This window comes from Limnochorda pilosa (assembly GCF_001544015.1).
GTDB lineage: Bacteria > Bacillota > Limnochordia > Limnochordales > Limnochordaceae > Limnochorda > Limnochorda pilosa.
The window spans coordinates 1,259,505-1,283,984 of sequence record NZ_AP014924.1 but is presented as its reverse complement, the minus strand read 5'-3'; the positions used below and the strand labels follow the sequence as shown (position 1 = coordinate 1,283,984).

At 69.3% G+C, this 24,480-nt stretch carries 19 protein-coding genes; 9 read left to right on the top strand and 10 right to left on the bottom strand.

Annotation, left to right across the window (positions count from 1 at the left end; all coding sequences use genetic code 11):
• Positions 1–126: 126 nt before the first annotated feature.
• From LIP_RS05610 to pgsA, 4 genes are all read right to left on the bottom strand, one after another.
• Complete coding sequence (locus tag LIP_RS05610; RefSeq protein ID WP_068135440.1) at positions 127–1,947, bottom strand: alpha/beta hydrolase family protein; 1,821 nt, start codon at positions 1,945–1,947, stop codon at positions 127–129.
• A gap of 272 nt (positions 1,948–2,219) precedes the next feature.
• On the bottom strand, positions 2,220–2,828 hold the full coding sequence (locus LIP_RS05605; protein ID WP_068135436.1) for a glycerol-3-phosphate responsive antiterminator: 609 nt from the start codon (positions 2,826–2,828) through the stop codon (positions 2,220–2,222).
• 94 nt (positions 2,829–2,922) lie between these two features.
• Positions 2,923–4,563 carry a glycerol-3-phosphate dehydrogenase gene (glpD, locus tag LIP_RS05600; protein ID WP_068135433.1) on the bottom strand — a complete coding sequence of 547 codons (1,641 nt, stop codon included), beginning with the start codon at positions 4,561–4,563 and terminating at the stop codon, positions 2,923–2,925.
• 142 nt (positions 4,564–4,705) lie between these two features.
• Complete coding sequence (gene pgsA / locus LIP_RS05595; RefSeq protein ID WP_198409743.1) at positions 4,706–5,329, bottom strand: CDP-diacylglycerol--glycerol-3-phosphate 3-phosphatidyltransferase; 624 nt, start codon at positions 5,327–5,329, stop codon at positions 4,706–4,708.
• A gap of 243 nt (positions 5,330–5,572) precedes the next feature.
• On the opposite strand from pgsA, the gene LIP_RS05590 reads away from it, so the two are divergent.
• The 6 genes from LIP_RS05590 (at position 5,573) to LIP_RS05565 (ending at position 12,058) form a co-directional block, all read left to right on the top strand.
• Positions 5,573–7,267 carry an ATP-binding protein gene (locus LIP_RS05590; RefSeq protein ID WP_068135430.1) on the top strand — a complete coding sequence of 565 codons (1,695 nt, stop codon included), beginning with the start codon at positions 5,573–5,575 and terminating at the stop codon, positions 7,265–7,267.
• A 1-nt stretch (position 7,268) separates the two neighbouring features.
• Positions 7,269–7,964 carry a winged helix-turn-helix domain-containing protein gene (locus LIP_RS05585; protein ID WP_068135427.1) on the top strand — a complete coding sequence of 232 codons (696 nt, stop codon included), beginning with the start codon at positions 7,269–7,271 and terminating at the stop codon, positions 7,962–7,964.
• Between the two features lie 218 nt (positions 7,965–8,182).
• Positions 8,183–9,253 (top strand): 4Fe-4S dicluster domain-containing protein, encoded by a 1,071-nt coding sequence (locus tag LIP_RS05580; protein ID WP_068135424.1) that lies wholly within the window; start codon positions 8,183–8,185, stop codon positions 9,251–9,253.
• A gap of 5 nt (positions 9,254–9,258) precedes the next feature.
• A complete protein-coding gene (gene nrfD / locus LIP_RS05575) occupies positions 9,259–10,476 on the top strand; it encodes an NrfD/PsrC family molybdoenzyme membrane anchor subunit (RefSeq protein WP_068135422.1) in 1,218 nt (405 codons plus the stop codon).
• Between the two features lie 79 nt (positions 10,477–10,555).
• Entirely contained in the window at positions 10,556–11,290 is a 735-nt protein-coding gene (locus tag LIP_RS05570) for a response regulator transcription factor (RefSeq protein WP_068135419.1), read from the top strand.
• A 270-nt stretch (positions 11,291–11,560) separates the two neighbouring features.
• The gene (locus tag LIP_RS05565; RefSeq protein WP_068135417.1) at positions 11,561–12,058 is read left to right on the top strand and encodes a hypothetical protein; all 498 of its coding nucleotides are present in this window, start codon (positions 11,561–11,563) and stop codon (positions 12,056–12,058) included.
• Here LIP_RS05565 and LIP_RS05560 read toward each other — a convergent pair.
• Complete coding sequence (locus LIP_RS05560; protein ID WP_082725911.1) at positions 11,997–13,175, bottom strand: acetoin utilization protein AcuC; 1,179 nt, start codon at positions 13,173–13,175, stop codon at positions 11,997–11,999. The genes LIP_RS05565 and LIP_RS05560 overlap by 62 nt on opposite strands.
• Positions 13,176–13,507: 332 nt before the next feature.
• Here LIP_RS05560 and LIP_RS05555 point away from each other — a divergent pair, with 332 nt between their 5' ends.
• From LIP_RS05555 to LIP_RS05545, 3 genes are read left to right on the top strand one after another with little or no spacing between them, the layout of a single operon-like run.
• Entirely contained in the window at positions 13,508–14,008 is a 501-nt protein-coding gene (locus LIP_RS05555) for a phosphatidylglycerophosphatase A (protein ID WP_068135415.1), read from the top strand.
• Positions 14,005–16,350, top strand: coding sequence for a DEAD/DEAH box helicase (locus LIP_RS05550; protein ID WP_068135412.1), 2,346 nt, complete (start codon positions 14,005–14,007; stop codon positions 16,348–16,350). The genes LIP_RS05555 and LIP_RS05550 overlap by 4 nt, the downstream gene beginning before the upstream one ends.
• A gap of 21 nt (positions 16,351–16,371) precedes the next feature.
• Positions 16,372–17,079: a DUF4058 family protein gene (locus tag LIP_RS05545; RefSeq protein WP_068135408.1), complete on the top strand. Its 708-nt coding sequence runs from the start codon at positions 16,372–16,374 to the stop codon at positions 17,077–17,079.
• A gap of 6 nt (positions 17,080–17,085) precedes the next feature.
• Here the strand turns inward: LIP_RS05545 and LIP_RS05540 are convergent, their stop codons facing one another.
• The 5 genes from LIP_RS05540 to LIP_RS05520 form a co-directional block, all read right to left on the bottom strand.
• Positions 17,086–17,838: a carbohydrate ABC transporter permease gene (locus LIP_RS05540; protein WP_068141600.1), complete on the bottom strand. Its 753-nt coding sequence runs from the start codon at positions 17,836–17,838 to the stop codon at positions 17,086–17,088.
• Positions 17,839–17,996: 158 nt separating this feature from the next.
• Positions 17,997–19,112: a carbohydrate ABC transporter permease gene (locus tag LIP_RS05535; protein ID WP_068135404.1), complete on the bottom strand. Its 1,116-nt coding sequence runs from the start codon at positions 19,110–19,112 to the stop codon at positions 17,997–17,999.
• Between the two features lie 164 nt (positions 19,113–19,276).
• Positions 19,277–20,515, bottom strand: coding sequence for an ABC transporter substrate-binding protein (locus tag LIP_RS05530; RefSeq protein WP_407936399.1), 1,239 nt, complete (start codon positions 20,513–20,515; stop codon positions 19,277–19,279).
• A gap of 573 nt (positions 20,516–21,088) precedes the next feature.
• Positions 21,089–22,312, bottom strand: a complete 1,224-nt coding sequence (galK, locus tag LIP_RS05525) for a galactokinase (RefSeq protein WP_068135397.1) — start codon at positions 22,310–22,312, stop codon at positions 21,089–21,091.
• Positions 22,313–22,388: 76 nt separating this feature from the next.
• A complete protein-coding gene (locus LIP_RS05520) occupies positions 22,389–24,458 on the bottom strand; it encodes a beta-galactosidase (protein WP_068135395.1) in 2,070 nt (689 codons plus the stop codon).
• Between the last annotated feature and the right edge of the window lie 22 nt (positions 24,459–24,480).

The following is a 24,480-nucleotide window of genomic DNA, read 5'->3' as shown; positions in this document are numbered from 1 at the left end:
GCGAAGGCCCGAAGCATCCGACGAGGGACTTCCTTCACCGCGCGTCATTCCCTTCCTCCCCGCTGGCGTCGCCCTAGGCCGGGCGGACCCGCTCGGGGGCGGGCCCGCCTGGCCTGGACCAGATGCTCATCCGGCGAAGTGAATCGCCTGGCCAGCGACGATGTACCAGGTGATGAAGAGCGCGTTCACCATCGCACCCGCGTAGACGCTTCCGGTCTTCCGGAAGAAGAAGGTGGAGAGAGCGCCCGCCAGGGCCGTCAGCGGGATGAACTGATAGGCGATGATGCCCCACAGGGACTCGCGGGGGAACATCAGGGTCTCGGTGGCGAACAGGTGGCCGACCTGGAGCGCCACCAGCACGGTGATGCCCAGGGCACCCACGAGGGCGTTGGCCGCCATCTCGACACCAAGGCTCTTCCCCTTCAGCCGCAGCTGTCCGTGCATGATCAGCGAGGACGCCAGGAAGAAGAGGAAGAACGGGATCAGGTAGGTCAGGTACGTACCGAAGCGGGCCGCGGTCAGCGGCTTGAGGGCGACGACCCAGAAACGAGGGTCGACCAGGAACGCCCACTCCACGAAATGGACCAGGACCTGGGCCATGCCGACCACACTGACGGCGAGCAGCAGAGCCTTGCCAACGTGGCCCCAGTCCAGGGCGAAGCGACTGCGGTCGGTGGAGAGGCCGTATTGCAGAGCACCACCGCCCTGCTTCGCGCCCGCGAGGTAGTGCCAGCCGATGAAGAGCGCCAGGGCAATCAGGCCGTTGAGTACCGCCCAGATCATCAACTGCGAGGTGATGGCCTGCGGGAAGGTCGCGCTGGCGGGGACCCACACTCCGCCCCAGCCCTTGAACTTGAACAGGGTCGCGGCGGGGATGGCCGTGGCGATCAGCGCCCCGACCCACCAGGCTGCCCGGCTGCTGCCCGGGTGCTCTGGAGCCGGCTGCCTGAGACTCTGGAAGTACGCCGAGTCCAGGAGCCTCTCACCGATCGCGAAGAGGAAGAGGAAGATGCCGACCAGGGTGACCAGGGTCCCGAACTCCTTCAGGTGCCAGATCTGGTTGGAGACAGGCAAGGGTTTCGGAGCCGGGATGGTCTCATTCAGAAACGAGATGCTGTACCCGATGGCCTCTTTCGAAAGATGGTCACCCGGGTGGGTGGTATCGGAGATGTACAGCATGCGAGCCGTCTCGTTGGCCGGATCGCCGTACATGCTGAAGGGGACGACATCCTCGGTCACACCGAAGATCTTCTTGAGTTTGGGGGCCTTGACGATGTCGGACGGCTTCTTCACCAGCGGTGCGCCAGTCGCGTCGACAGCAATCGGCTTCCCTGCCGCGTCCTTGTCGTTCCACATCAGGTCCCAGAACTCATCGTACCTGGAGAAGTTGACAGCGAAGTTGAAGGGGCTCTCTGCCGTCACCTCACCGGAAAGATAGGTCTCCGAGGAGGAACCCTGAAGGATCACGGTCTTCACCAGATCCGGGTTGTCGTTCGCCGCCCGCAACGTGGACCAGCCGCCCATGGAGTGGCCGTGAGTGGCTATGTTCGTCCTGTCCACGAAGGGGAGGCTGGCCAGGTAGTACAGGCCATCTTGCGCGCCCCGAGTGAGGTCGTAGTTGACGAATGCCCTCGGGTCGGAGTAGCCGTGCCCCGCCATGTCCAGCGCCAGCACGACATAGCCGCGCCGGGCGAACTCGATGTTGAAGCCGCTGTGCGTCTCCCGGGTGTTGATGTATCCGTGCATGGTAAGCACGGCAGGAGCTGGGGTCTTGTCGGTGGCGTTCTCCGGCACGTAGAGCAGAGCGCTCAAGATCTTGCCGTCTTGCCCGGCGATGCGAAGATCGCTGACCCGGACGTGCCCATAGTCGGATTGGACGGCGCTGGCGAGGTAGCCGCCCGCCACGACGAGGACGAGGGATAGGATCAAGAGCCATTTCCGCTTCAAGGATGATGCCTCCTGTCTCAGAGATGCTGGCCCTCCGCTGCGTGCCAGACCAGAGGCCGATCACCCGGCTCGCGGGCACCAGGGGCCGGAACGCGAACGACCCACGGTTTTGACGTCCCCGACGTCAACCGTGGGTCTTCTCCGGTGTCTCCGCCCACTGAACGCACGGCGTTGCGTGACTTCAAGGGAGCCCGCCAAGGAACGGCCCCAGTCTGATGTCGACACCTCTTTCAACGCGAACCATCGGTTTCCTTCTCCATGGAGCGTTCGCCCTACTTGTTCGTGCGGCGCGCTCCTGCCCACAGCTCCTCCCTGCTGGTGGAGACGGCCTTCACGGGCGTCGCCAGGATCTGCTCCAGCTCCGACCGGGTCTCCACCAGCCCGCCCGCGATGGCCGGAGGCAACGCCTCCCAGGGAAGCCGGTGGGCGATGTGCGGCACCACCAGGGCGGGCAGGATCTCGATCGCATCAGGGCGGCCCCCCTTGAGGACACCGAGGGCGGTGCGGAGCCCTTCCGAGTCCAGCATGAAGACTCTCTGGATGGCGAGCAGGCCGACGTCCCGAGCTGCCTGCACCAGATGTCGGCGGGTCGTGAGGATGCCGTCCACCTTCAAGTCCTGGGCAAGGAAGCGCACTCCCACCTCGTCCTTGCCCAGGCCCTGGATGAGGTCCACGTGGCAGAAGAGAAGGGCGTCGGGTTCCTCGGCCTCCTTCCGCCGCACGGCCTTCGCCACGTCGTAGATGGTCCCGGTGAGGTAGAAGATCACCCGGACCCCTGCCGCCAGGGCTCGAGCCATCTGAGCCGGCTCCTTGACCCCCGCGATGACGCGGCGTTCCTGAAGCCGGGCCGCAAAGCTGGCTTGCCTGGCCGCTGCTTGCACGGGTTCCCATCCCCTCGCCCCCGAGGCCTTCCGCTCACCCGGGCGCGCAGTTCCTTCCCGACGACCGTCCTCGAATCCTCCGTCACCGCCGGGGCTAGCCCATGGCGGCGTGCGGCACCCCCAGGTCGCGCGCGCGCATCAACCCCAGTGTCTGCCGGTAGGCATCCACCTCGGACCGAATCCTGGCCTCGTCCCAACCGAGGAGGTCGCCCATCCGGCGGGCGATCTCGGGAGCTGCCTCCCAGCCGTTGCCGGGTTCGAGCCCCAGCGCGAGCCTGCGGAGCAGGACGTCGTCCACGCTTCGAGCCATCTCGTGCTCCACCGATTGGAGGACCTGCACCCACAGATCCTTGCCACCGGGGACCATGGGCTGCAGGAGCTCCGGCTGTCGCAGCCCCTCCTCGAGAAGGCCCTCGGCCCGAGTCCCGTAGAGCCGGACCAGGTGGGTCACTGCCTCGGCGGCCACGCCGCGATCAGCCACCCGTTCCGCCAGGCGATGGGCGAGACCGGCGACGTCCCTCTCCTCGCCTCCCGGAAGCGGCGTGGTGTCGGTGCGGCCAGGGCGCCGCTCGCCCAGCACGTCGCAGACCCGGTCCACCACCTCTTCGGCCAGGCACCGGTAGGCGGTCAGCTTGCCGCCCAGGATCGAGATGAGGTTCTCGCTGCCGGGAGTGCGGTGCCGGTGCACCAGGTGCTTGCGGGAGGTCGCCGAGGGGTCCCTCGCCCCGGGTTGCCGGACCAGAGCCCGGACGCCGGAGGTGGTGTAGGCGATCTCGTCCAGGCGGGCGGTGGGGAAGCGGCGTCGGGTCTCCTCCACCAGGTAGCGCACGTCGCTGTCCGACGCCGAGAGCCGGTCGAGGTCCCCGTCGAAGTCGGTGTCGGTCGTGCCCACGAGTTCGTGTCTCTGCCACGGCACCGCGAAGAAGACCCGGCCGTCCCGCTGAGCCAGCATCACCACCGCATGCCGGGTGAAGGCGGGAACCACCAGGTGGATCCCCTCGGTCCGCCGGAGCCTGGGCTGATACCCAGAGTCCGCCAGCCCGGCGACGGCGTCGGCCCAGGGTCCCGCAGCGTTGACCACCACCCGCGCCCGGATCGAGTAGGTGCGGCCGGTGAGCCCGTCCTCCACCGTCGCCCCGACGATCCGCCCCTCCTCCCGGAGGAAGCCCGTCACCCGGGCGTGGTTGGCGGCGTGGGCGCCGTGCTCCACCGCATCGACGACGTTGGCCATGCAGAGTCGCTCGGGAAAGTCCACCTGCCCGTCGTAGTAGAGCATTCCGCCCCGAAGCCCGTCGGGCTTGAGGGTGGGCTCCAGGCGAAGGGTCTCCTCGGGGCCGAAGGACCGGTGGGTCGGCAGGCTCTTTCGCCAAGAAAGGAGGTCGTAGAGGATCATCCCCAGTTTCACCATCAGCCAGGAGTGGCGATCGCCGTGGTAGACAGGGGTGAGGAACGGCAGAGGTTTCACCAGGTGGGGGGCGTTCCTGAGTAGGAGCTCGCGTTCCTTCAGGCCCTCGTGCACCAGCGCGAAGTCGTACTGCTCCAGGTAGCGCAGACCCCCGTGGATCAGCCGGGTGCTGCGGGCGCTGGTGCCCCAGCCCCAGTCGTTCTTCTCCACCAGTGCCACCCGGAGCCCCCGGAGCGCGGCGTCCCGGGCCACACCCGTACCGTTGATGCCCCCTCCGATCACCAGGAGGTCGAAGGACGTCGCGCTCATCCGGTCCAGGTCTCGATCCATGATTCTTCCCTCCCAAAGGAAAGGTCCCACCTGACCCCAGGGCATACCCCAGGTTCAGGTGGGACTTCTCCAGGTCTCCGGTCCCACACGGCTTAGGAATGGCGCCGGCGCCAGGCCGCCGCCCTCTCGTCTGATGCGTAGATTACTCGCCGGAGCCGCCAGATCCTGCTGGCGCCTCGGGAACCGCTACGGCCTCACGGAAGTAGACGAAACCGGACCAGAGGGTCAGCCCCACGGCCAGCCAGAGGAGGAACCCGGCGCCGGGCACCCCCAGCATCAAGGCCGGCAGCGCGACGCACTGAACCAGCGTCTTCCGCTTCCCCCAGGGTCCGGCCGGCAGGAGGACGCCCTCCCCCGCCAGCACCAGGCGGAGGCCGGTCACGGCCATCTCCCGCGCCACCACCGCCACCGCGGCCCAGGTCGAGACGAGACCCAGCTGAACGAGCCCGATCAGGGCTGCGGAAACCAGCAGCTTGTCCGACACGGGATCCAGCAGCTTCCCGAAGGTGGTCTCCTCCCGCCGGTAGCGAGCCAGGTGCCCGTCCACCGCGTCGGTGAGGGCCGCCAGGATGAAGAGGCCAGCTGCCCACTCAAGGCCGTGCGGCGCTCCCCCGAGCAACGCCGCGAGCATGGGAGGCACCAAGCCGATGCGGGAGAGGCTGAGCCAGGTCGCGGGCGTCAGATCCAGATGAAGCCCCCGGTGGCCCGGGCGGCCCTTCGCCCGAACGGGGTAGGATGCGGGCAGCCGGGTATCCTGCGCTTGCACAGCATCACCTGCTTTGCACAAGAGGAGCCGGCTGCGGGCTCCGGCCCCGGGGCGGCAGCCAGCCGCAGGCTGCGCGCGGCAGCCATGCGCCATTGTAGCACAAGCCTGTCCGGAAGCATACCGCCCAGAATCCTGGCGCCGACCCGTCGCGGGCTGAACGCCCCGAAAGCGCCCTGCAACGATCCTGTGATTTCAATCACAATCGCCGTCTCGTCTATGGTACAATGATCGCGGGGCGAGAGCATGCATCTGTGGCACCGGTTGAGCTTCAAGCTGATCGGCTCCGTCGCCATCGTCAGCCTGGTGATGAGCGGGGCCACCTTCCTGTGGCAGAGCTACCAGCAGCGGCGCAGCGCCGAGGCCACCTTGTTGGAGAAGGCCGAGGCGGTGAGCATGCAGTTCCTGGCGGTGCGCTCCTACGTGGCCCAGAGCGGCCGGGGGTCCCCCGAGGCGCCGCTGCCCGGTACCTTCCGCCACCTGGAACCCGAAGCGGTGGCCCGGGTGACCGGCCAGATCTTCGGCGACGTCGCCCACACCCAGGTGCGCGAGGTCTGGACCCAAGCCAGCGACCCCTCGCATCACCCGGACGGGTTCGAGACCGAGGCCCTGGCCTCGTTCACCGCCTCAACGCCGGCCCCGCTGGGGACGCCCCATGCCTCCCCCGCCTACTGGCGGATGGTGCCCGCCGACGACGGGGACCGTTTCCGCTATGTCCAGCCCATCTACATGGAAGAGTCGTGCCTGAGCTGCCACGCAGGCATGGCGGGACCCGACGGGCAGGCCTACACGGGCAAGCTCATGGGCGCGCTCAGCATCAGCGTGCCGGCCGCGCCGTACCAGGAGAGCCTGGCCTCCCGGCTGCGGAGCCACCTGATCTTCTCCAGCACCCTCTTCCTCGCCACGCTCCTGGCCTTGCTGGTCCTGCTGGGGCGCCTGGTGACCCGGCCGCTCCAGCTCCTCACCGAGCGAGCCGGCCGCATCGGCGCCGGAGACCTGGCCCCTCGCCCCACCCTGCCCAGCCGGGACGAGATCGGGCTCCTCTCGCACACCATGGAAGCCATGGCGGCCCAGCTCAAGAGCCTCTACGACAGCCTGGAGGCCCGGGTGGAGGAGCGGACCCGGCGGCTCCGGGAGATGAACGAAGCCCTGCGGCGCCAGAGCCAGGAGCTGGAAGAGAAGGGCCGGGAGCTGGCGCGGGCGAACCGGCTCAAGTCCGAATTCCTGGCGTCGGTGAGCCACGAGCTCCGCACGCCCCTGAGCTCGATCCTGGCCTTCACCGAGCTGATGCTGGACGAGCGGGAAGGCCTCAGCTTCGAGCAGCGCGAGTACCTGCAGGAGATCCAGCAGTCCAGCCAGCGCCTCTACGGCCAGATCACCGACCTGCTGGACATGGCCCGCATCGAGGCGGGCATGATGCGCCTGGAGCTGGAGGCGCTCCAGGTGGGACCCCTGCTCGCCTCCGCGGTGCGGCGGATCCGGCCCCTGGCCGAGCAGAAGGGGATCACCCTCAATCTCGAGACGCCGGACGCGGATCCGGTGGTGGAGGCGGACGGGGAGAAGCTGATGCAGGTACTGGGCAACCTGCTCTCCAACGCGGTCAAGTTCACCCCCCGGGGCGGCCGCGTCACGGTGGGGGTGGCCCCGGCGGCCCCCGGGCGGCTGCGCTTCTGGGTGCGGGACACGGGGGTCGGCATCCCCGCGGAGCATCTGGAGCGCATCTTCGAAAAGTTCCACCAGGTGGAGGAGCCGGGCACCCGCAAGCCTCCGGGGAGCGGACTGGGCCTCACCCTGGCTCGCAACCTGATCTCCTTGCACGGGGGTCGCATCTGGGCAGAGTCCGAGCCGGGCGAGGGTTCCACCTTCTCCTTCGAGCTCCCCGCCTGGTCGGGCGGGGCGCCGCCGGAGGGTGAGAGGGGTTCCGTGAGAGGAGGCGGATGACGTGCCCCAAGCGCGCATCCTGGTGGTCGACGACGAGGTTCAGCTCCAGAAGGCCCTGCGGGTCCGGCTGGAGCGCGAGGGTTATCAGGTGGAGGTGGCCGGCGACGGCGAGGAGGCGCTCCGCCTCTTCGATCAGAACCGGCCGGACCTGGTGATCCTCGACGTGATGCTCCCCCGTCTGGACGGTTTCGGCGTCTGCAGCGCCCTGCGCGAACGGAGCGACACCCCCATCATCATCCTCTCCGCCCGCAGCGATGAGCTGGACAAGCTGGTGGGCTTCCGCCTGGGGGTGGACGACTACATGACCAAGCCCTTCAGCCTGTCCGAGCTGGTGCTGCGGGTGGCCGCGGTCCTCCGGCGGGCCGGCACCCGCGCCGGAGCGCCTGGGGCGCCTTCGGGCGTGCTCCGCTTCCCCACCCTGGAGATCGACGCCCGCCGCCGCCACGTGGTCCGCCAGGGGCAGCCCATCCAGCTCACCGCCAAGGAGTTCGACCTGCTCTGGCTCTTGGCCAGCCATCCCCAGGCCGTCTTCAGCCGGGAGCAGATCCTCGAACACGTGTGGCAGAGCGACTACGCCGGCGACCTGAACAACGTGACCGTCCTGGTGAGCCGCCTGCGGGAGAAACTGGAAGCCGACCCGGCCCATCCCAGTTACATCGAGACCGTGCGCGGCGTGGGCTACCGGTTCTGCGGGTAGGTCCGGGCGTGCCTGTCTCGAGCGCATTGTGATTGTGGGCGCAATGAACATGCAAGGTTCCTGCCAGTCTTCTGCAATCCGGGAACCACTTTCCTGCAAGACTCCTCCCGTAGAATCAAGCCTGGAGCCATGGAGATGCAAGGTGCGCGGCGTCTCGCCAGCCCCACCTTGCACCGGCGCGAGCCGGCGCAATCAGGCGGTCAGGGAGGGGTTTCCACGTGGACCTGACGCGGCGGCAGCTCTTTCGATGGGCGGCCCGTCTTGGAGCGGCCGGGGCCGCGGCCGGCTGGACCCTGGAGCGGACCGGGGCGGTGCAGGCTTCGGCCCCTGCGAGGACGACGGTGTCGTCCCAGAAGGGCATGCTCGTCGACATGACCCTCTGCATCGGGTGCCGGTCGTGCGAGTGGGCCTGCCAGACCAAGTGGGGGCTGGACGGCTCCGCACCCGAGGGAGGGCTCTCTCCCCAGCGGTGGACGTGGGTCCGGGAGACGCAGATCTCGCCTCTGCAGGCGGCCCGCTTCTACCGGGATCGCAAGCTCGACGCCCGGCGGGCGTTCTTCTCTCAGGGGCCGGCGGGCGGCACGGTCACCGCCGCCGCGGGCGAGGCTTCCGGCAGCTCGAAGGCGCCTGCCTATGACCTCCCGCCTCTGATCCGCTACGCACGCACCCAGTGCTTCCACTGCCTGGATCCGTCGTGCGTCTCGGCCTGCCCGGTGGCCGCGCTGCGGAAGACCGAGCAGGGGCCCGTGGTCTACGACGAGGAGCGCTGCATCGGCTGCCGGTACTGCATGATGGCCTGCCCCTTCCAGATCCCCCGCTACGAGTGGGCCTCGTGGAACCCGGCCATCACCAAGTGCCTCTTCTGCTACGACCGGCTCGCCCAGGGGGAAGAGCCCGCCTGCGCGGCGGCCTGCCCCACCGGCGCCACCCAGTTCGGCGACCGCGACCGGCTCCTGGAGGAAGCCAAGCAGCGCATCGCCCAGAACCCCAAGCGCTACGTCCCCTACATCTACGGGGAGGAGGAGGCGGGCGGCACCGCATGGCTCTTCCTTTCCGACGTCCCCTTCGAGCAGTTGGGATTCCGCATGGACGTGCCCAAGTCGGCGCCTCCCCTCCGCACCGCCCGGGTGATGGGCCTGGTCCCACCGGTGGCCGGTGGCCTGGCCGTGGCGCTGGGCGCCCTCGCCTGGTGGAACGGACGCCGCGAGGCCGAGGAAGCCCCGCCTGCTCCCGCGCCCCGCTCCGGGCGGCGCGCGGGTAAGCCGCGGGAGAGCTCAGCACGGAGGTGAACGCGATGAACGGGGTCGCAACCCGTCGGATCTCCCTTCCCGCACGGTCGCGGGCGGTCCACTTCACCTGGACCCGGCCGCGTGCGGTGCTGGCCACCCTGCTGGGGGTGGGGCTCGTGGCGGCTGCCTACCGGTTCGTCTTCGGCCTCGGCGCCGCCACCAACCTGTCCGATCAGTGGCCCTGGGGGTTCTGGATCGGTTTCGACGTGGTCTCGGGCGTTGCTCTGGCGGGCGGCGCCTTCACCCTTGCGGCGGCGGTGCACCTCTTCCGGCAGCACCAGCTCGAGCCGCTGCTCAGACCCGCCATCCTCACGGGCTTCCTGGGGTACCTGCTGGTGATCTTCGGCCTGCTGGCCGACCTGGGGAAGCCCTGGAACATCTGGCACCCCATCGTCATGTGGCAGCCGCACTCGGTCATGTTCGAGGTGGCCTGGTGCGTCATGCTCTACACGACCGTGCTGGCCCTGGAGTTCGCCCCCGCCCTCTTCGAGCGGCTCCGGGCGAACCGGGTGCTGGCCTTCCTCCGCAGGCTGACGCCCGCGCTGGTGGTGGCCGGCGTGGTCCTCTCCACCCTGCACCAGTCGTCGCTGGGATCGCTCTTCCTCGTCGTACCGGGCAAGCTCCACCCGCTCTGGAACTCGATGATGCTGCCGCTCTTCTTCTTCGCGAGCGCGATCGTGCTGGGGCTGGGGATGGTCACCCTGGAGGCGACCCTCTCCGCACGCTCCCTCACTCACCGGGACGAGAGCCCCGTGCTGGCCCGGCTGCTGCGGGCGCTGCCCTGGGCGGTGGGCCTCTACCTGGCCATGAAGCTGGCGGACCTGGCGGTGCGGGGAGAGCTGGGCGCCCTCTTCGCGGGGAGCCTGGAGGCCGGGCTCTTCTGGCTCGAGCTCCTCCTGCTGGCCGTGCCGGCCGGCCTTGCCCTCTCGCGCCGGATCCGGTCCAGCGCGAGGGTCCAGGGCTGGCTCGGGGCGACGGTGGTGGCAGCCGTGGTGCTCAACCGCTTCAACGTGAGTCTTTTCGGCATCCGGGGCTACGCCGGAGCGGGGTACGTGCCGAGCCTGGTGGAGCTGGCCATCAGTGTGGGGTTGATCTCCCTGGGCGTGCTGGCCTTCGCCTTCGCGGCCGAGAACCTTCCCGTCTTCCACCGGGAGGCGGAGGCACCGGTCTTCGAGGCCGAGGTGCTGCTGGAAAGGCCGAAGGTGGCCGTGGGCGGACGCTGATGGGTCTCGCGGGGCGGGCCGCGGCGTCCGCCCCGCCGCGCTGGACCTTCCGAGGCTCCGAGGGAGGGGGGCGAGCCAGGTGGAGCCACCCTGTGGGCACGTCCTGGTGGTGGACGACGATGAGCCGACCCGCCGGGCGGTCCGGATCCGGTTGGAGAAGGACGGCCACGAGGTGACCACCGCGTCCACGGGCGAGGAAGCGCTGGAGTGCTTCCGCGCCGCCCGCCCCGACCTGGTGGTGCTGGACCTCGTCCTCCCCGATCGGGACGGCTTCGACCTCTGCCGCCACATGACTGCCGACGGGCGCACGCCCGTCATCATCCTCACGGGCCGCGACGATCCCGTGGAGCGGACGGCCGCCTTCCACATGGGGGCCGACGACTTCGTGCCCAAGCCCTTCAGCCTGGCGGAGCTCGCCCTGCGGGTGCAGGCCATCCTGCGCCGCACCCTGGCCCGGTGCACGCCCTCCACCGGGAACGGGGCCTCGCCGGCGGCCATCCGCCTGGGACCGCTGGCCATCGACCGCATCGCCCGCACGGCCACCCTGAGCGGCGAGGAGCTGACCCTCACCTGCCGTGAGTTCGAGCTCCTCTGGCTCCTGGCTTCCCGGCCCGAGCAGGTCTTCACCCGCAAGCAGCTCGCCCAGCTTCTCTGGCCTTGCTCGGAGGAGGCCACCGAGGAGAACGTGACGGTCCTCGTGAGCCGGCTGCGCAAGAAGGTGGAGCTGGACCCTTCCCAACCCAACCTGATTCGCACCGTCTGGGGGATCGGCTACCGCATGAGCCTTCCAGGGACCCAGCGGCAGGTGGGCTGAGCCTCTCCCTCGGTCACCGGACCCTCCTATCGCAACCAGCCCCTTACAGGAAACGCGCGCGTCCGGCCGGCGTCCGGCCGCCAGGTTACGGGAATCCCTCGTTGACCGCAGTCCCTTCACCTGCTACGTGTAGGGGATACAGGGCCTCCAGGAAGGCCCTGCCGCCCGCCCGGCACTCTCCCGGGAGGGCCTCCCCGGTGCATGACGGCACCGGCCCCGCCCACCCCAACCGCACCTCCCAGGGAACCGACGCTTCGGGGGGCAAGGCGGATGGACGATCGCGTCTGGAGATGGTTCGCGCAAAGCACGGAGCGGCTGGTGCTCGCCATGGCCCTTGGGCCCGTGCGAGCGCGCCTGCTGGGCGTGGCCGCCTTCGGGCGGCCGGCAAGGGTGGGTACACGCTGGGAGGGGGAGTTGCTGGTGGTGGTGGACCCCCTCCCTCCCCGGTGGGCCCGGGCGCCCTGGTTGGAGGCAGGCTCGGGCCTCCGGTTGCGCCTTCTCTGGAAGGGCCCGGGGGCGTTGGCGTACCCGAGCCCGCGTTACCTGGAGATCCTCCGCCGGGGGGCGATCCTCCACGACCCTGAGGGCCTGCTCGCGAGCACCTTCGACCTCTTCCTCGACAGCCTGACGGCCCATGGGCTGAAGGTGAGCGGGACGGAGCCCTTTCCGTGCTGGAGCGTGGACCGGGGCTGGCCCGACGGACCCCTTACCCCTGCCCGGCCTCAGCCTGTCGCCGCTGGGAGAGGAGGCTCAGCTCCCGGGCCCTGAGGGCCTGCTCCCGGTTCCGGTCGCGGGCGGCCACGGCACTGGGCACCCGGGGCGCCTTCTCGGGATCGTCGAAGAACCTGGGTGAGAGGGGCTCCGGGGCCTCCCCCTGCCAGCGGGCCAGCCAGGCCGGCGGCATGCGGGTGGGAAGCGGGCGGTGGGCCTGGATGGCCCACACCAGGCTCCACAGGCGCGGCACCGCGTGCCACGGGCTGTACCCGCCCCCGCCGTATGCCACCCAGCGGCCCCCGCTGAGCTCGTGCGCGAGCTGGTGGAGCCGCACCGTGGCGTGCTCGTACGCGGCGGTGGTGAGGTTGAGGTGGGTGAGCGGGTCCAGGTAGTGGGCGTCGGCGCCGTGGAGGGAGACGAGCACGTCGGGTCCGAAGGCTTCCAGGACCGCCGGCACCACCAGGTCGAAGACCTCCACGTAGGACGCGTCGTCGGTGTGAGGTTCCAGGGGCACATTCACCGCGGTGCCCACCGCCGCGCCCACGCCCCGCTCCTCCACCCAGCCCGTGCCCGGGAAGAGGTAGCGGCCACTCTCGTGCAACGAGACGGTGAGGACCCTGGGATCGTGGTAGAAGGCCCACTGGACACCGTCGCCGTGGTGGGCGTCGATGTCCACGTAGGCAACCCGGAGGCCGGCGTCCAGGAGCTCGGTGATGGCGCCCACCAGGTCGTTGTAGATGCAGAAGCCGCTGGCGCGGTCGCGCAGGGCATGGTGGAGGCCCCCGCCGGGGCTGAAGGCATGGGGCACCACACCGTCCCGCACCAGCCGGGCCGCGGTGAGCGAGCCTCCCATCCACGCGCAGGCCGCCTCGTGCATGCCGGGGAAGACAGGGTTATCGGGGGTTCCCAGCCCAAAACGCTCGCCCCCGGGGGGAAGGTCGCCCCTGCGAGCCGCCTGCTGCACGGCCTCAACGTACTCCCGGTCGTGGATCCGCTCCAGGAGCCCGGGCGGGCACGGCTCGGGCGCCACTTCCTCCCCCTCCGCGACGAGGCCGAGATCGATCATCAGGTCGTGGGCAAGCACAATGCGGCGGGGGTGGAAGGGGTGCGCGTCGGAGAAGCGGTACCGCAGCAGCTCGGGGCCGAAGACCAGGCGGGCCGGAGCCGTCATCCTGGCTCCCCCTTTCGCGCCGGTGCGATGGGCCGTCATAGAAAGGCCAGACCAGCGCAAGCCCGGCGTCACAAGACCCGGACGGCTGAAACCGGGCCGCAAGCGTTGCCTTCTATCTTATCCATGAAGGTGCAATCTTCCTCCATCCTCGCGTCAGGAAGCGTGCGGGGCGCGCCAGGATGCCCGCGCCCGGCCGGATCCGGTGACTCCATCCACCCGGGGCGCTGCTGGGTCCTCCAGGCCGGAGGGGGCCGCCCTGGGGCGGAGGATTCCCGCCGCCCCGTGTCGAAGGCGGCCCCGCCGGACATTCTCAGGGAAGAGGGACGAAGCTCATGGGCCAGGCAGACGTCCAGCAGATGCTCGACATGCTCGGGAGCCGGGGAGCCGACCCGGAGGCCATGGCGCGCCTGGTGCACGACCTGCAGCGCCCGTACATCCCCGACCTGACCCTGGAGGAGGCCCGCGCCCACCTGCACGCGGTGCTCGCCAAGCGGGAGGTGCAGTACGCGGTGATCACCGGGGTCACCCTGGACCGCATGGCCGAGGCGGGGCGTCTGGACGAGCCCCTGGGCAGCATCGTGCGGGAGGACCCGGTGCTCTACGGCGTGGACAAGGGTCTCGCCCTCTCCATCGTCAACGCCTACGGCAGCATCGGTATGAGCAACTTCGGCTTCCTGGTGCACGAACGGCCGGCCTTCTTCTCGGCCTTTCGAACGGGGCCGGAGCGGGTCCACACCTTCCTGGACGACCTGATGGCAGGGCTGGTGGCCGCAGCGTGCGCCCGCATCGCCCATCGGGCGGGGGACGTGGCCGAAGGCGAGGCGCCGTCGTGACGGGGGGCAAGGAGAGGCGCTTGGCCCAGCCGCTCATGGAGCCCACGACCTACCGGGGGTTCGCGCTGGATCCCTTCCAGCAGGAAGCCATCGCCCACATCGACCGGGGCGACTCGGTGCTGGTGGCCGCCCCTACGGGGACGGGCAAGACCCTCATCGCGGACTACCTCATCGAGCGGATGCACCGGCAGGGCCGGCGCGTCGTCTACACCGCGCCCATCAAGGCCCTGAGCAACCAGAAGTTCAAGGAGTTCAAGCGGCTGCTGGGCGAGGAGTCCGTGGGCATCCTGACGGGCGACGTGGTGGTCAACCCCGAGGCGCCGATCCTCATCATGACCACCGAGGTCTTCCGCAACCTCCTCCACCAGGACCCGGCCCGGGTGGAGGACGTGTCGTACTGCATCTTCGACGAGATCCACTACATCGACGACCCCGAGCGGGGCAGCGTGTGGGAGGAGTCCCTCATCTTCATGCCGCCCCACATGCGGCTGCTGGGGCTCTCGGCCACCATCCCCAACGTGGAGGAGCTGGCCACCTGGACCAGCCAGGTGCATGGCCACCCCGTTCGGGTGGTCTACCAGGGCGAGCGGGCGGTACCGCTGGAGCACCACCTCTTCGAGCGCAGCCTGGGCTTCACCACCCGGGACACCCTCGAGAGGCGCTACCGCCGCTACCTGCACCGGGCGGGCCTGAAGTTCTCGGACCGGGCCCGGCTCCCCTTCCGCTTCGAGCCCACCACCCACCTGGACCTGCTGGAGAACCTGCCGCCAGGCCTCTTCCCCGTCCTCTTCTTCACCTTCAGCCGCCGCAAGTGCGAGCTGAATGCCCTCGAGCTCGCGCGCACGGGCAAGGCGTACCTGGGCCCGGGCGAGCAGCAGGAGGTGGACGACGTGATCCAGGAAGCCCTGGAGACCCGCGTCCCCTCCGACGGCACCCGCAAGGGCAGCGTGGGCGCCCAGCGCCTCCGGTCCATGCGCACCCTCCTCCTGAAGGGCATCGCCTACCACCACGCGGGCCTCCTCCCGGTGGTGAAGGACGTGGTGGAGGAGCTCTTCGAACGTCGTCTCATCCGGGTGCTCTACTGCACCGAGACCTTTGCGGTGGGCATCAACTTCCCCTGCCGCTCGGTCTGCTTCGACTCCTACAGCAAGTGGGACGGGCGGAGCTTCCGATCGCTCCTCAACCGGGAGTACTTCCAGATGGCAGGCCGCGCGGGCCGGCGGGGCATCGACGCCCAGGGCGACGTGGTCACCCTGGTGGACTTCAACTACTATGTGCCCCAGGAACTCCCCTCCATGGACGAGAAGGACGTGGAGGCGATCCGGAGCCGCTTCGCCCTCTCCTACAACACGGTGCTCAACCTGGTGGAGGGCTACGACCAGGACGAGGTGGCCCGCATCCTCTCCAAGAGCTTCGCCACCTTCCAGGCTGGCCAGGAGCGCCGGGAGCACGAGGCGCGCCTGCGCCAGCTGGAGGCGGAGCGGCTGCGCATCCAGGGCTGCGCCTACATGGAGACGGACCGCTGCCCCATCACCCTCATGGAGCGGGTGGCTGCCCTGGAGGAGAAGCGGCGGGAGGTGGCGAGCCGTCTGGCCCAGGGAAAGCACCGAGGCGTCAAACGGCTGCGCAAGGAGATCCGGGAGGAAGAGGCGGCGCTCCAGGCGCTCGGGGTGGCAGGCTGCCCCACCTCGGTGGTGGACCGCTGCCGGGACCTGCTTCCGGCCTACCGCCGCCTGGGCAAGCGCGTGGACCAGCTCCGGGAGCGCCTGGCCCACCTGCCGTCGCCCGAGCGCTTCCTGGAGAGCTACCGGCAGAAACGGGCGCTCCTGGAGGCGCTGGACTACGTGCGCGACGGCCAGCTCACGGCCCGGGGGTTCTTCGCCTCCAAGATCAACATCCAGGAGCTCCTGGTCACCGAGCTCCACTTCGACGGCTGGCTCCACGAGCTGGAGCCCGACGCGCTGAACGCCCTGGCCGTCTCCATCGACTACGAGCCCCGGCGCACCGAGCGCCGCCTGCGCCACCACGTCTTCGAGACCGCCCGGGTGGAGGCAACGGTTCAGTTCCTCCAGGAGATGGAGCGCTCCTTCGGCCAGGAGCCCACCGTGCGCTTTCACGACTACCTGGCCCTCCTCGCCTACCACTGGAGCGCGGGCGAGACCTTCGCCGAGATCCTCCGGCGGGGCGACTTCGACGAGGGCGACGTGGTCTACGCCTTCCGCCGGGCCATCGACCTCCTCCGCCAGGTGCGGCACGCCGTCCGGGACGACCCCTACCTCTCCACCAAGCTCCAGACCTGCATCGACCGCATGGACCGCGACGAGGTGGCGGTGGTTTTGTAGAGGCAACAGGAGGTGAGCGCCTTGCCCGGTCCCGTCCTGGACGACCGTTTGGAAGCCTCCGGCCTCTGGCCCGACTTCCACACGGTCTTCGTGGTGAACCTGAGGACCCATCTCACGAGAGCCCTTCGCCCCACGTACACGGTCCTCGCTGAGGAGCGAGTCTACGTTGCGTGGGAGGACGTCCCTCCTCGGCCGGTCCGGCCGGATGCGACCGTCACGCCCCCGCGCTCATCCGAGTCCAAGAGGAAGCACGCCGCCACGGCGCGGGGCGTCGCCCTGGCGCCGTCCGTGGAGCGCGCCGTGCCCGTCCCGGACGAGGTTCGCGAGCCTTTCGTGGTGGTGAGAGGACGCGACGGCAGGGTCGTCGCGGTGGTGGAGTCCCTCTCGCCCAACAACAAGCGGGCCGGACACCCGGGCCGCAGCGCGTACCTTCAGAAACGGGAGGCCCTCCTGGCCTCGGAGACACATCTCGTTGAGATCGACCTCCTCCGGGAGGGCGAGCGCACGCCCCTGGTCGACGGATGGCCCCCGTGCACGTACGCCGTGGTCGTGGCCCGGGGAGACCGGAGGCCGCTGGCCACCGTCTACCCGGTGCAGACCGGCGAGCCGCTCCCCCGCATCGCCTTCCCCCTCGCACCCGGCGACGCCGACCTTCCGCTGGACCTCCAGGAGATCTTCGAGAGGACCTGGATCGACGGGGACTACGAGGGGCTGCTGGAGCAAGGGTGAGGATCCTCACCCCTTGAGCGACCCGGCCAGCAACCCCCGGATGAAGTAGCGCCCCAGGAAGACGTAGACCAGCACCGTGGGCAGGGCCGCCAGGATGGAGCCGGCCATGGGCAGGTTCCACTGGACCGCCTCGCCGCCGGCCAGGTTGGCCAGCGCGACGGTGATGGGCTGCCAGGCGGGCTGGGTGAGGGTGACGGCGAAGAGGAACTCGTTCCAGATCTGGGTGAACTGCCAGATGACCACCACCACGAAGGCCGGGGCCGAGAGGGGCAGCACGATCCAGCGGTAGATGCCGAAAAAGCCCGCCCCGTCGATGGAGGAGGACTGGATCATCTCGTCGGGCAGCTCCGCGTAGAAGTTGCGGAAGAGCAGGGTCGTGATGGGAAGCCCGTAGACCACGTGGACCAGGATCAGCCCCGGCAGCCCCCCGTACAGGTTCACCGAGCGCAGGAACTGGAAGAGCGGGATCAGGATGCTCTGGTAGGGGATGAACATCCCGAAGACCATCAGCGGGAAGATGAGCTGGGCCCCCGGCAGCCGCCACTTGGAGAGGACGTACCCGTTCATGGAACCCAGCAGCGCCGAGAGCACCGTGGCGCTCACCGCCAGCACGAAGCTGTTCCGCAGCTTGGGCGCGAACTGCCCGAGCGCGGCTCGATACCCCTCCCATGAGACCTCCGTGGGCGGCTTCCAGGCCGTGGCCAGCCGGATCTCGGACGGATCCTTGAGGCTCGTGACCACCGTCATGTAGACGGGCATCAGGTAGACGAGAGCCAGCACGATCAGGCCCGCGTATAGGGCGACGCGGCCCCACGACCAGGGCCGGCGCACCCGGACCGGGCCGGCCTGCGCCCGAGACAGGGCAGCCCCCTTCGCCGCCCGGACCTTCCCGACGTCGGCGCCTCCCTGCCCGGCCCTCATCGTTCCGGCGCCTTTCGGAGCGACGAGACGATGTAGGGGATGATCAGCATGGACACCAGGAGGAGCAGCAGTGTCGCGATGGAGGCGCCCTTCGCGAACTGGTTGCCCCGGAAGGTGGTCAGGTACATGAGGATGGCCGGCACGCTGGTGACGGCGTTGTCGGGCCCGGTCATGGCGAAGATAAGGTCGAAGATCTTGAGGGCGATGTGCCCCAGGATGATCACCGCGCTGAGGGTGATGGGCTGCAGCAGCGGGAGCTGGACGTAGCGGTACACCTGGAGGGGCGTGGCCCCGTCGACCTCCGCCGCCTCCCGCAGCTCGACGGGGATGCCCCGCAGTCCCGCCAGGTAGAGGGCCATGGTGTACCCCGACATCTGCCAGGTGGCGGCCATGACGATCCCCACCAGGGCCAGGTTGAAGCCGTGAAGCTCCTTGATGGGCACCAGGCTCCAGCCGGCCGCCCCGCCTAGGGCCGCCCAGAGCACCAGCACCAGGCCGGGAACGCCTAGGAGCCCGGCCTTGCGGGCCTCGCGTCGCCGCCACGCCCGCACGCCCAGGAGCACCAGCACCAGCCCCACCCCCAGGAGGAGGGCGCCGGGCACGTCCTGCCAGTTGAAACGGAAGACCTGGTCGCGGGTCGTGGTCCAGAGGAAGTCCAGGCGGGGCAGGCCCACCAGGGCGGGCAGCACGTTCACCCCGCCGCGGGGCTGGAGCAGCCAGCGCCAGATGGTGCCCGTCACCACGAAGGAGAGGGACATGGGCAGGAGCAGTACCGTCCGGAAGAAGCCCTCGCCCCGCAGGGGCCGGTCCAGCAACGTGGCCAGCAGCAGCCCCAGCCCCAGGCAGAGGGCCACGAAGAAGAGGGTGAAGAAGAGCATGTTCACCAGGTCCTGGCGGAAGCGCACGTCCAGGATGCCGCTGAAGAGCTGCCGGTAGTTGTCCAGGCCCACGAAGTGGATCTCGGGGTTGAGGGCCAGGGCGGCGCCTTGGCCCCAGTCCGTGAACGAGACGTAGAGGGTCTGGCCGATGAAGCCGTAGACGAAGACGGCCAGCAGGGCCAGGGAGGGCGCGAGCATGAGCCCGGCCAGCAGCCGGTCCTTCCCCGTCCTCATCGCCGAGCCCCCTGCCGTACCCTCAACCCGGGCCGCCGTTCGCCCACCGCACCGTTCCCCCTGCCTGCAGGTAGCTTGCAGGGCCCGGGGGCCGGGCCGTCCGACCCGCCCCCGGGCTCGATCATACCTCGTTCGCTCGCCTTGCGCGATTCGTCCCGTCCGCCTCAGCGGACGCCGATGCCGGCCTGGGCCGCCACCGCCTGGGCGGCGTTGGCCGCGGCCTGCGGGTCACGGGTGCTCAGGAAGATCTCCATCACCGTGGCAAAGTCGTTCATGAACCGCTCGTTGGCGACCACGCCGTGCGCCAGGCTGCCCACGATGGTGCTGTTGCGCCAGTCCTGGGCCGCCGAACGCCCGTAGGTGTTGTACTTGCTCAGGTCGCTGTCGAGGCGGGGGCTGATGGAGCCCTTCAGCGGGTTGAAGATGTCCTGGGCCTCACGGCTGCCCAGCATCTCCAGCCACGCCAGGGTGGCCTCCCGGTTGGGGGAGCCCACCGGCAGCCCGAAGGAGTCCGAGAGCATCACGAAGATGCCGCTGGTGCCCGGCGAGGCCGCCCATCCGAAGCCCTTGCCCGCCTCCAGCCCCAGGGTGGTGCTCATGTAGCCGGCAGCCCAGTCGCCCATGACGTTGAAGGCCGCCTCGCCGTGCACCACCATGTCCGTCGCCTGCTGCCAGGAGAGAGAGGCGGCGTCCCGGTTGGTGTACTGGAGCACCTTGCCGAAGGTCTCCCAGGCCTTGAGCACCTCAGGGCTGGTCCAGGCAAGCCGGCCGTCCCAAAGGGCCTGCCACTTCTGGGGCCCCAGCACCGCGATGGCCACGTTCTCCCACAGGTGGTTGGCCGTCCAGTTCTCGCCCAGCGACAGCGGCACCACGCCCTGGGCCTGAAGCTTGGCGGCGATCTGGAGGAACTCGTCCCACGTCTTGGGAACGCTCACGCCCCACTTCTTCAGGTTGTCGGGGATGTACCAGAGCACGTTGGAACGGTGGATGTTCACCGGCACGGACCAGATGCCCTTGTCGGTGGAGAGCAGGTCGATGAGCTGCTGGGGCAGGACCTTCTGCCAGCCCTCCTGGTCGTACAGGAAGCCGAGGTCCTCCATGCGGTTGGCCAGCACCCAGGTGCCGATCAGCTCCTGCCCGGCGTGCACCTGGAAGGTGTCGGGCGGGTCGCCGCCCAGCATGCGGGTCTTGAGCACGGCCTTGGCGTTGACGCCCGAGCCGCCCGTCACCGTGGCGTTGATGACCTTGACGCCGGGATAGAGCTGCTCGTACCGATCGATCAGGGCCTCGAGGGCCGGGCCCTCGTCGCCCGCCCACCAGGAGAAGATCTCGAGCTCACCGCTGAGACGGCCCTGCGCCCAGACCGCCGCCGGCGCGGCGAGCGCCACGACGAGAACGGCCAGGAGCCCAAGCCGCCATCCACGCAACCTCACGTTCCTTCCCTCCCCGGTTGGTTCCGAAGATCGGACAACCAAGAAAAGGGTTCGGCAGCGCGCAATCGTTTCCTACCGACTTTCTGTTCGACGGGTGAACGGCCGGCGTGATTCAGGCACAGCCCACAAGCGTGCGAACAGAACGCGGTGATTCCGGCGCTGATGGAGCCCGTCACAGAGCGTGCGGCAGACCCATGGCCAAGGGGTTCGCGGCTGACAGCGGATGCCGGAAAGGCATTCCGCGGTTGAATCCATGATGGGCCTCCACTTTGCGAAGACCGGAAAACTCGATCCAAAGGTCCACCGGATGCTCATTGATGCCCGCACCAACCGCGAGATTGCCGACTACGGCCTGTTCGAAGACGTTTCCGAGGATGTCGCGGAAGGGACGCGCCAGAACCGTCTTCGTCGACGAGATGGAACGGTGTATCGCCCGAGGGGACTCGGACGGCACATCGCCCCCGGGCATGCAACCAGACGGACGCTGGCGCCCTTCTTGTTCGAACTGCCGGGAGTCGACGCAACCACGCAGCAACCCCGGCTTCAGGGAAACACCTCCCCCACCCCGGCTGCGGCCCGGCACCGAAAGACCCTGGGTCTCTCCTGCCCGGCGCCGGCGAGCGCCTCTGCCCGGACCTGGAATGCGCCGGCCTCGCTGCCCCGCGCCAGCGCGAGGATGCTGCCTCCGAAGCCTCCTCCCACCACACGGGCCCCCAGGCACCCCGGCAGGGTCGAAAGGCGTTCTACCCACCGATCGATGTCGGGCGTGGAGACCTCGAACAGATCCCGCAGGCTGGCGTGGGAGGCCGCCACCAGCCGTCCCAGCCCCTCCATGTCGCCTTCCTCCAGGGCGGCCACCGCGTCGTGGACCCGCTGGTTCTCCGCCACCACGTGGCGGGCCCGGGCAAGGAGCGTTGCCACGACGTGGCCGTCGCGGGTCTCGCCCACCCGACCCTCGATCCACCGAAGGTCCTCGGGCGTGGCATCGCGTAGGGCCGCGAGGTCCGGTCTCGCTTCCGCGAGCATTCGGGCGGCCACCTCACACTCCTGGCGGCGCAGGTTGTATCCCGAGCCCGCCAGGGTCCGGCCCTGAGGCGGGTGAACCACGAAGAGGGCGAGCCCCTCGGGCACGGCCACCGGCCGGTGCTCCAGGCTCCGGCAGTCCAGGAGGAGGGCGTGCCCTTCCCGCCCCAGGGCGGAGGCGAATTGGTCCATGATCCCGCACCGCACGCCCACGAACAGGTTCTCGGCCCGCTGGCCCACCTGGGCGACGCGCAGGCGCGGCAGCTCCTCCCCGTTCAGGCCCAGGGCAAGCCAGCCGGTGGCCACTTCCAGCGCAGCGGACGAGCTGAGGCCCATGCCCTGGGGGACAGAGCCCGTGAAGGCCAGCTCCATGCCGCCCAGATCTAGCCCTTCCACCTGCAGGGACCACAGAGCTCCGGCCACGTAGCGGGTCCAGTCGGGCAGGCTTTCCCGCTGCCGGGGGTGCAGGCCCTCGAGGGAGAACGTCGCCTGTTCCCGACGGTCCAGGGAGAGGACGCGTACCTCCCGACCCGACCGGAGCCTGCCGCTCATGACGATCCAGCGGTCGATGGCCGCAGGCAGGACGAAGCCGTCATTGTAGTCCGTGTGCTCCCCGATGAGGTTGACCCGCCCGGGGGCGGCGACCGTTCGCGCCGCCGCGCGCGGGTCCCCCCCGGCCGCCGGACCCAGGGCCTTCAAGGTGGCGGCCCGCATCCGTTCCAGGTCGCCTGACAGACGGGTCACCGCGCCACCGCCTCCTTCGCTACGCGTCAGGACGTGCCGCCCTCGACGGGAGAGGGTCCCACTGCGCGACCTCACGTCAGGGCCGGCGCGCGGCCTCGGCCGAGGGCACCAGGGCCCACACGCCTCGGGCGGAAAGCGTGCTGCGGCCTGCGATCGGCTTTCCTTCGAGCACGTCGATGAACGCCCGAGGAAGCTCAATTGACACAGGATGCACGTTGTGATTCAGAACGAACAGGATGTACTCCGTTTCCGAGGGCGAGCGCTCCGTGCCGCCCGCGGGCCGCCAGCGACGTGCGATCTCGACCCCCGGGGGAACCTGGATCGGTAGCGCCAGGCCGCGATCGGCCGCAAGCCAGCCCATGAGGGCAGCCACGCCCCGGGGTTCGAGAGCCGTTCCCACATAGACGACGCGGCCGCGGCCCACTTCATGCTCGGTCACGGCCGGCATGCCGGCGTAGTAGTCGGTCTCGAAGGTCGCCAGGGGCCTCGCGCCCTCCAGGTGCACCACGTCGCACCAGAGCTCTGCGGCGTACGAGCCTGCGAAGGAACCCCGCGGCTCGTTCACCCGGACGCGGTTCGTCCGACCGGCGGGCAGGATGTCCCACTCCTCGACCCAAACCCCGGCCAGATGGCGCAACGGTCCCGGATACCCCCCAAGGTGAACCCGTTCTTGCGGATCACAGAGACCACCCTGGAACGTGAGGACCAGCGTTCCCCCGGCGTCGACATACGTTTCGAGTCGGTCGCGGAGGGAGTCGTCCACGTGGCGCAAGAGGGGCGCCACCACGAGCCTGTAGCGGCTCAGGTCTGCTTCGGGGGAGACGATGTCCACCTCGGCGCGGTGTTTCCAAAGCGCGTTGTGGTACCGCATGCATTCGCGCACGTAATCGACGTCGGCGCTGATCCGCGGTTCCTGCTGCACCGCCCACCAGATGGGCCACGAGAACAGCACTGCCGTCTGGGCCCGGTATTCGGAACCGACCCACGGCGCCAGCCGCTGAAGCTCGGTGCCCAGAGCTGCCACTTCCCTGTAGACGCGCGGTCTCTCGCTCCCCTCGTGGGAGATGACGGCCCCGTGGAACTTCTCAGCCCCACCGCGGCTCTGGCGCATCTGAAAGTAGCAGACGGCATCCGCCCCGTGTGCAACCGCTTGCAGGGAGAGAAGGCGTAACTCACCCGGTCTCAGCGGTGGGTTGTGGGGCATCCAGTTGACCTGGCTGGGGGTCTGTTCCATGAGCACGAACGGCTGGCGCCCACCTTTCAGGCCTCGCATCAGGTCGTGCCTCGCGGCCACCTCAGCAGGATCCGCCCCCGGACCCGGGTAGGAGTCCCACGCGATCACGTCCAGGTGCGGCGCCCAGGTGTGGAAATCGAGGCCGTGCGCCAGCGTCAGGTTGGTCGTTACGGGGACATCAGGCGTCTGTTCCCGGAGAACCTCCTCCTGCTCCCGATAGCACTGCAGGAAACTCTCCGTCATGAAGCGGCGGTAGTCCAGGACTTGAGCGGGATTCTTGTACGTCGGCGTCCGCCTCGGCACGTCGACCTCGCTCCATGCGTTGTACCGCTGGCCCCAGAAGCTGGTGGTCCAGGATGCGTTGAGATGATCGATCGTCCCGTACCTGGTAGCCAGCCATTGCCTGAAGCCATTTCGGCACCTGTCGCAGTAACAACGGTCCAGGTGAACACCGTACTCGTTGTCGACATGCCAAAGGATCAGCGCGGGATGGCGGCCGTAGCGCTCGGCCAGCGCCCGGGCGATCTCCCGGGCGTGCCGCCGGTAGTTGGGGCTGTTGGGGCAGTAGTGCCGCCTGCTGCCGTATCCGAAACGGACGCCGTCTTCCCCGACCGGCAGGACGTCATCGTAGGCCTGGGCCAGCCATACGGGCGGCGAGGCCGTGGGGGTCGCCAGGACCACCTTCAGCCCTGCTTCGTGGACCCTCGCGAGGACCCGATCGAGCCATTCGAAGTCAAAACGGTCCGGCTCCGGCTGCAGTCGGGCCCAAGAGAAGACACCGACGGTCACCGCGTTGATCCCCGCGTTCCGCAGCAGCCGCAGATCCTCGGCCCACGTCGCCTCGTCCCATTGGTCGGGGTTGTAGTCGCCGCCGTACAAGATCGCGTTCCAACGCACCTCGTCCCTAGACACCCGCGCAACCTCCCAAGCCGGA

Coding starts and splice junctions, on each gene's coding strand:
- glpD (WP_068135433.1), bottom strand. CDS start 4,563: ATGGATCGAGACCTGGACCGGATGAGCGCGACGTCCTTCGACCTCCTG.
- LIP_RS05590 (WP_068135430.1), top strand. CDS start 5,573: ATGCATCTGTGGCACCGGTTGAGCTTCAAGCTGATCGGCTCCGTCGCC.
- nrfD (WP_068135422.1), top strand. CDS start 9,259: ATGAACGGGGTCGCAACCCGTCGGATCTCCCTTCCCGCACGGTCGCGG.
- LIP_RS05565 (WP_068135417.1), top strand. CDS start 11,561: ATGGACGATCGCGTCTGGAGATGGTTCGCGCAAAGCACGGAGCGGCTG.
- LIP_RS05560 (WP_082725911.1), bottom strand. CDS start 13,175: ATGACGGCTCCGGCCCGCCTGGTCTTCGGCCCCGAGCTGCTGCGGTAC.
- LIP_RS05555 (WP_068135415.1), top strand. CDS start 13,508: ATGGGCCAGGCAGACGTCCAGCAGATGCTCGACATGCTCGGGAGCCGG.
- LIP_RS05540 (WP_068141600.1), bottom strand. CDS start 17,838: ATGCCCGTCTACATGACGGTGGTCACGAGCCTCAAGGATCCGTCCGAG.
- LIP_RS05535 (WP_068135404.1), bottom strand. CDS start 19,112: ATGAGGACGGGGAAGGACCGGCTGCTGGCCGGGCTCATGCTCGCGCCC.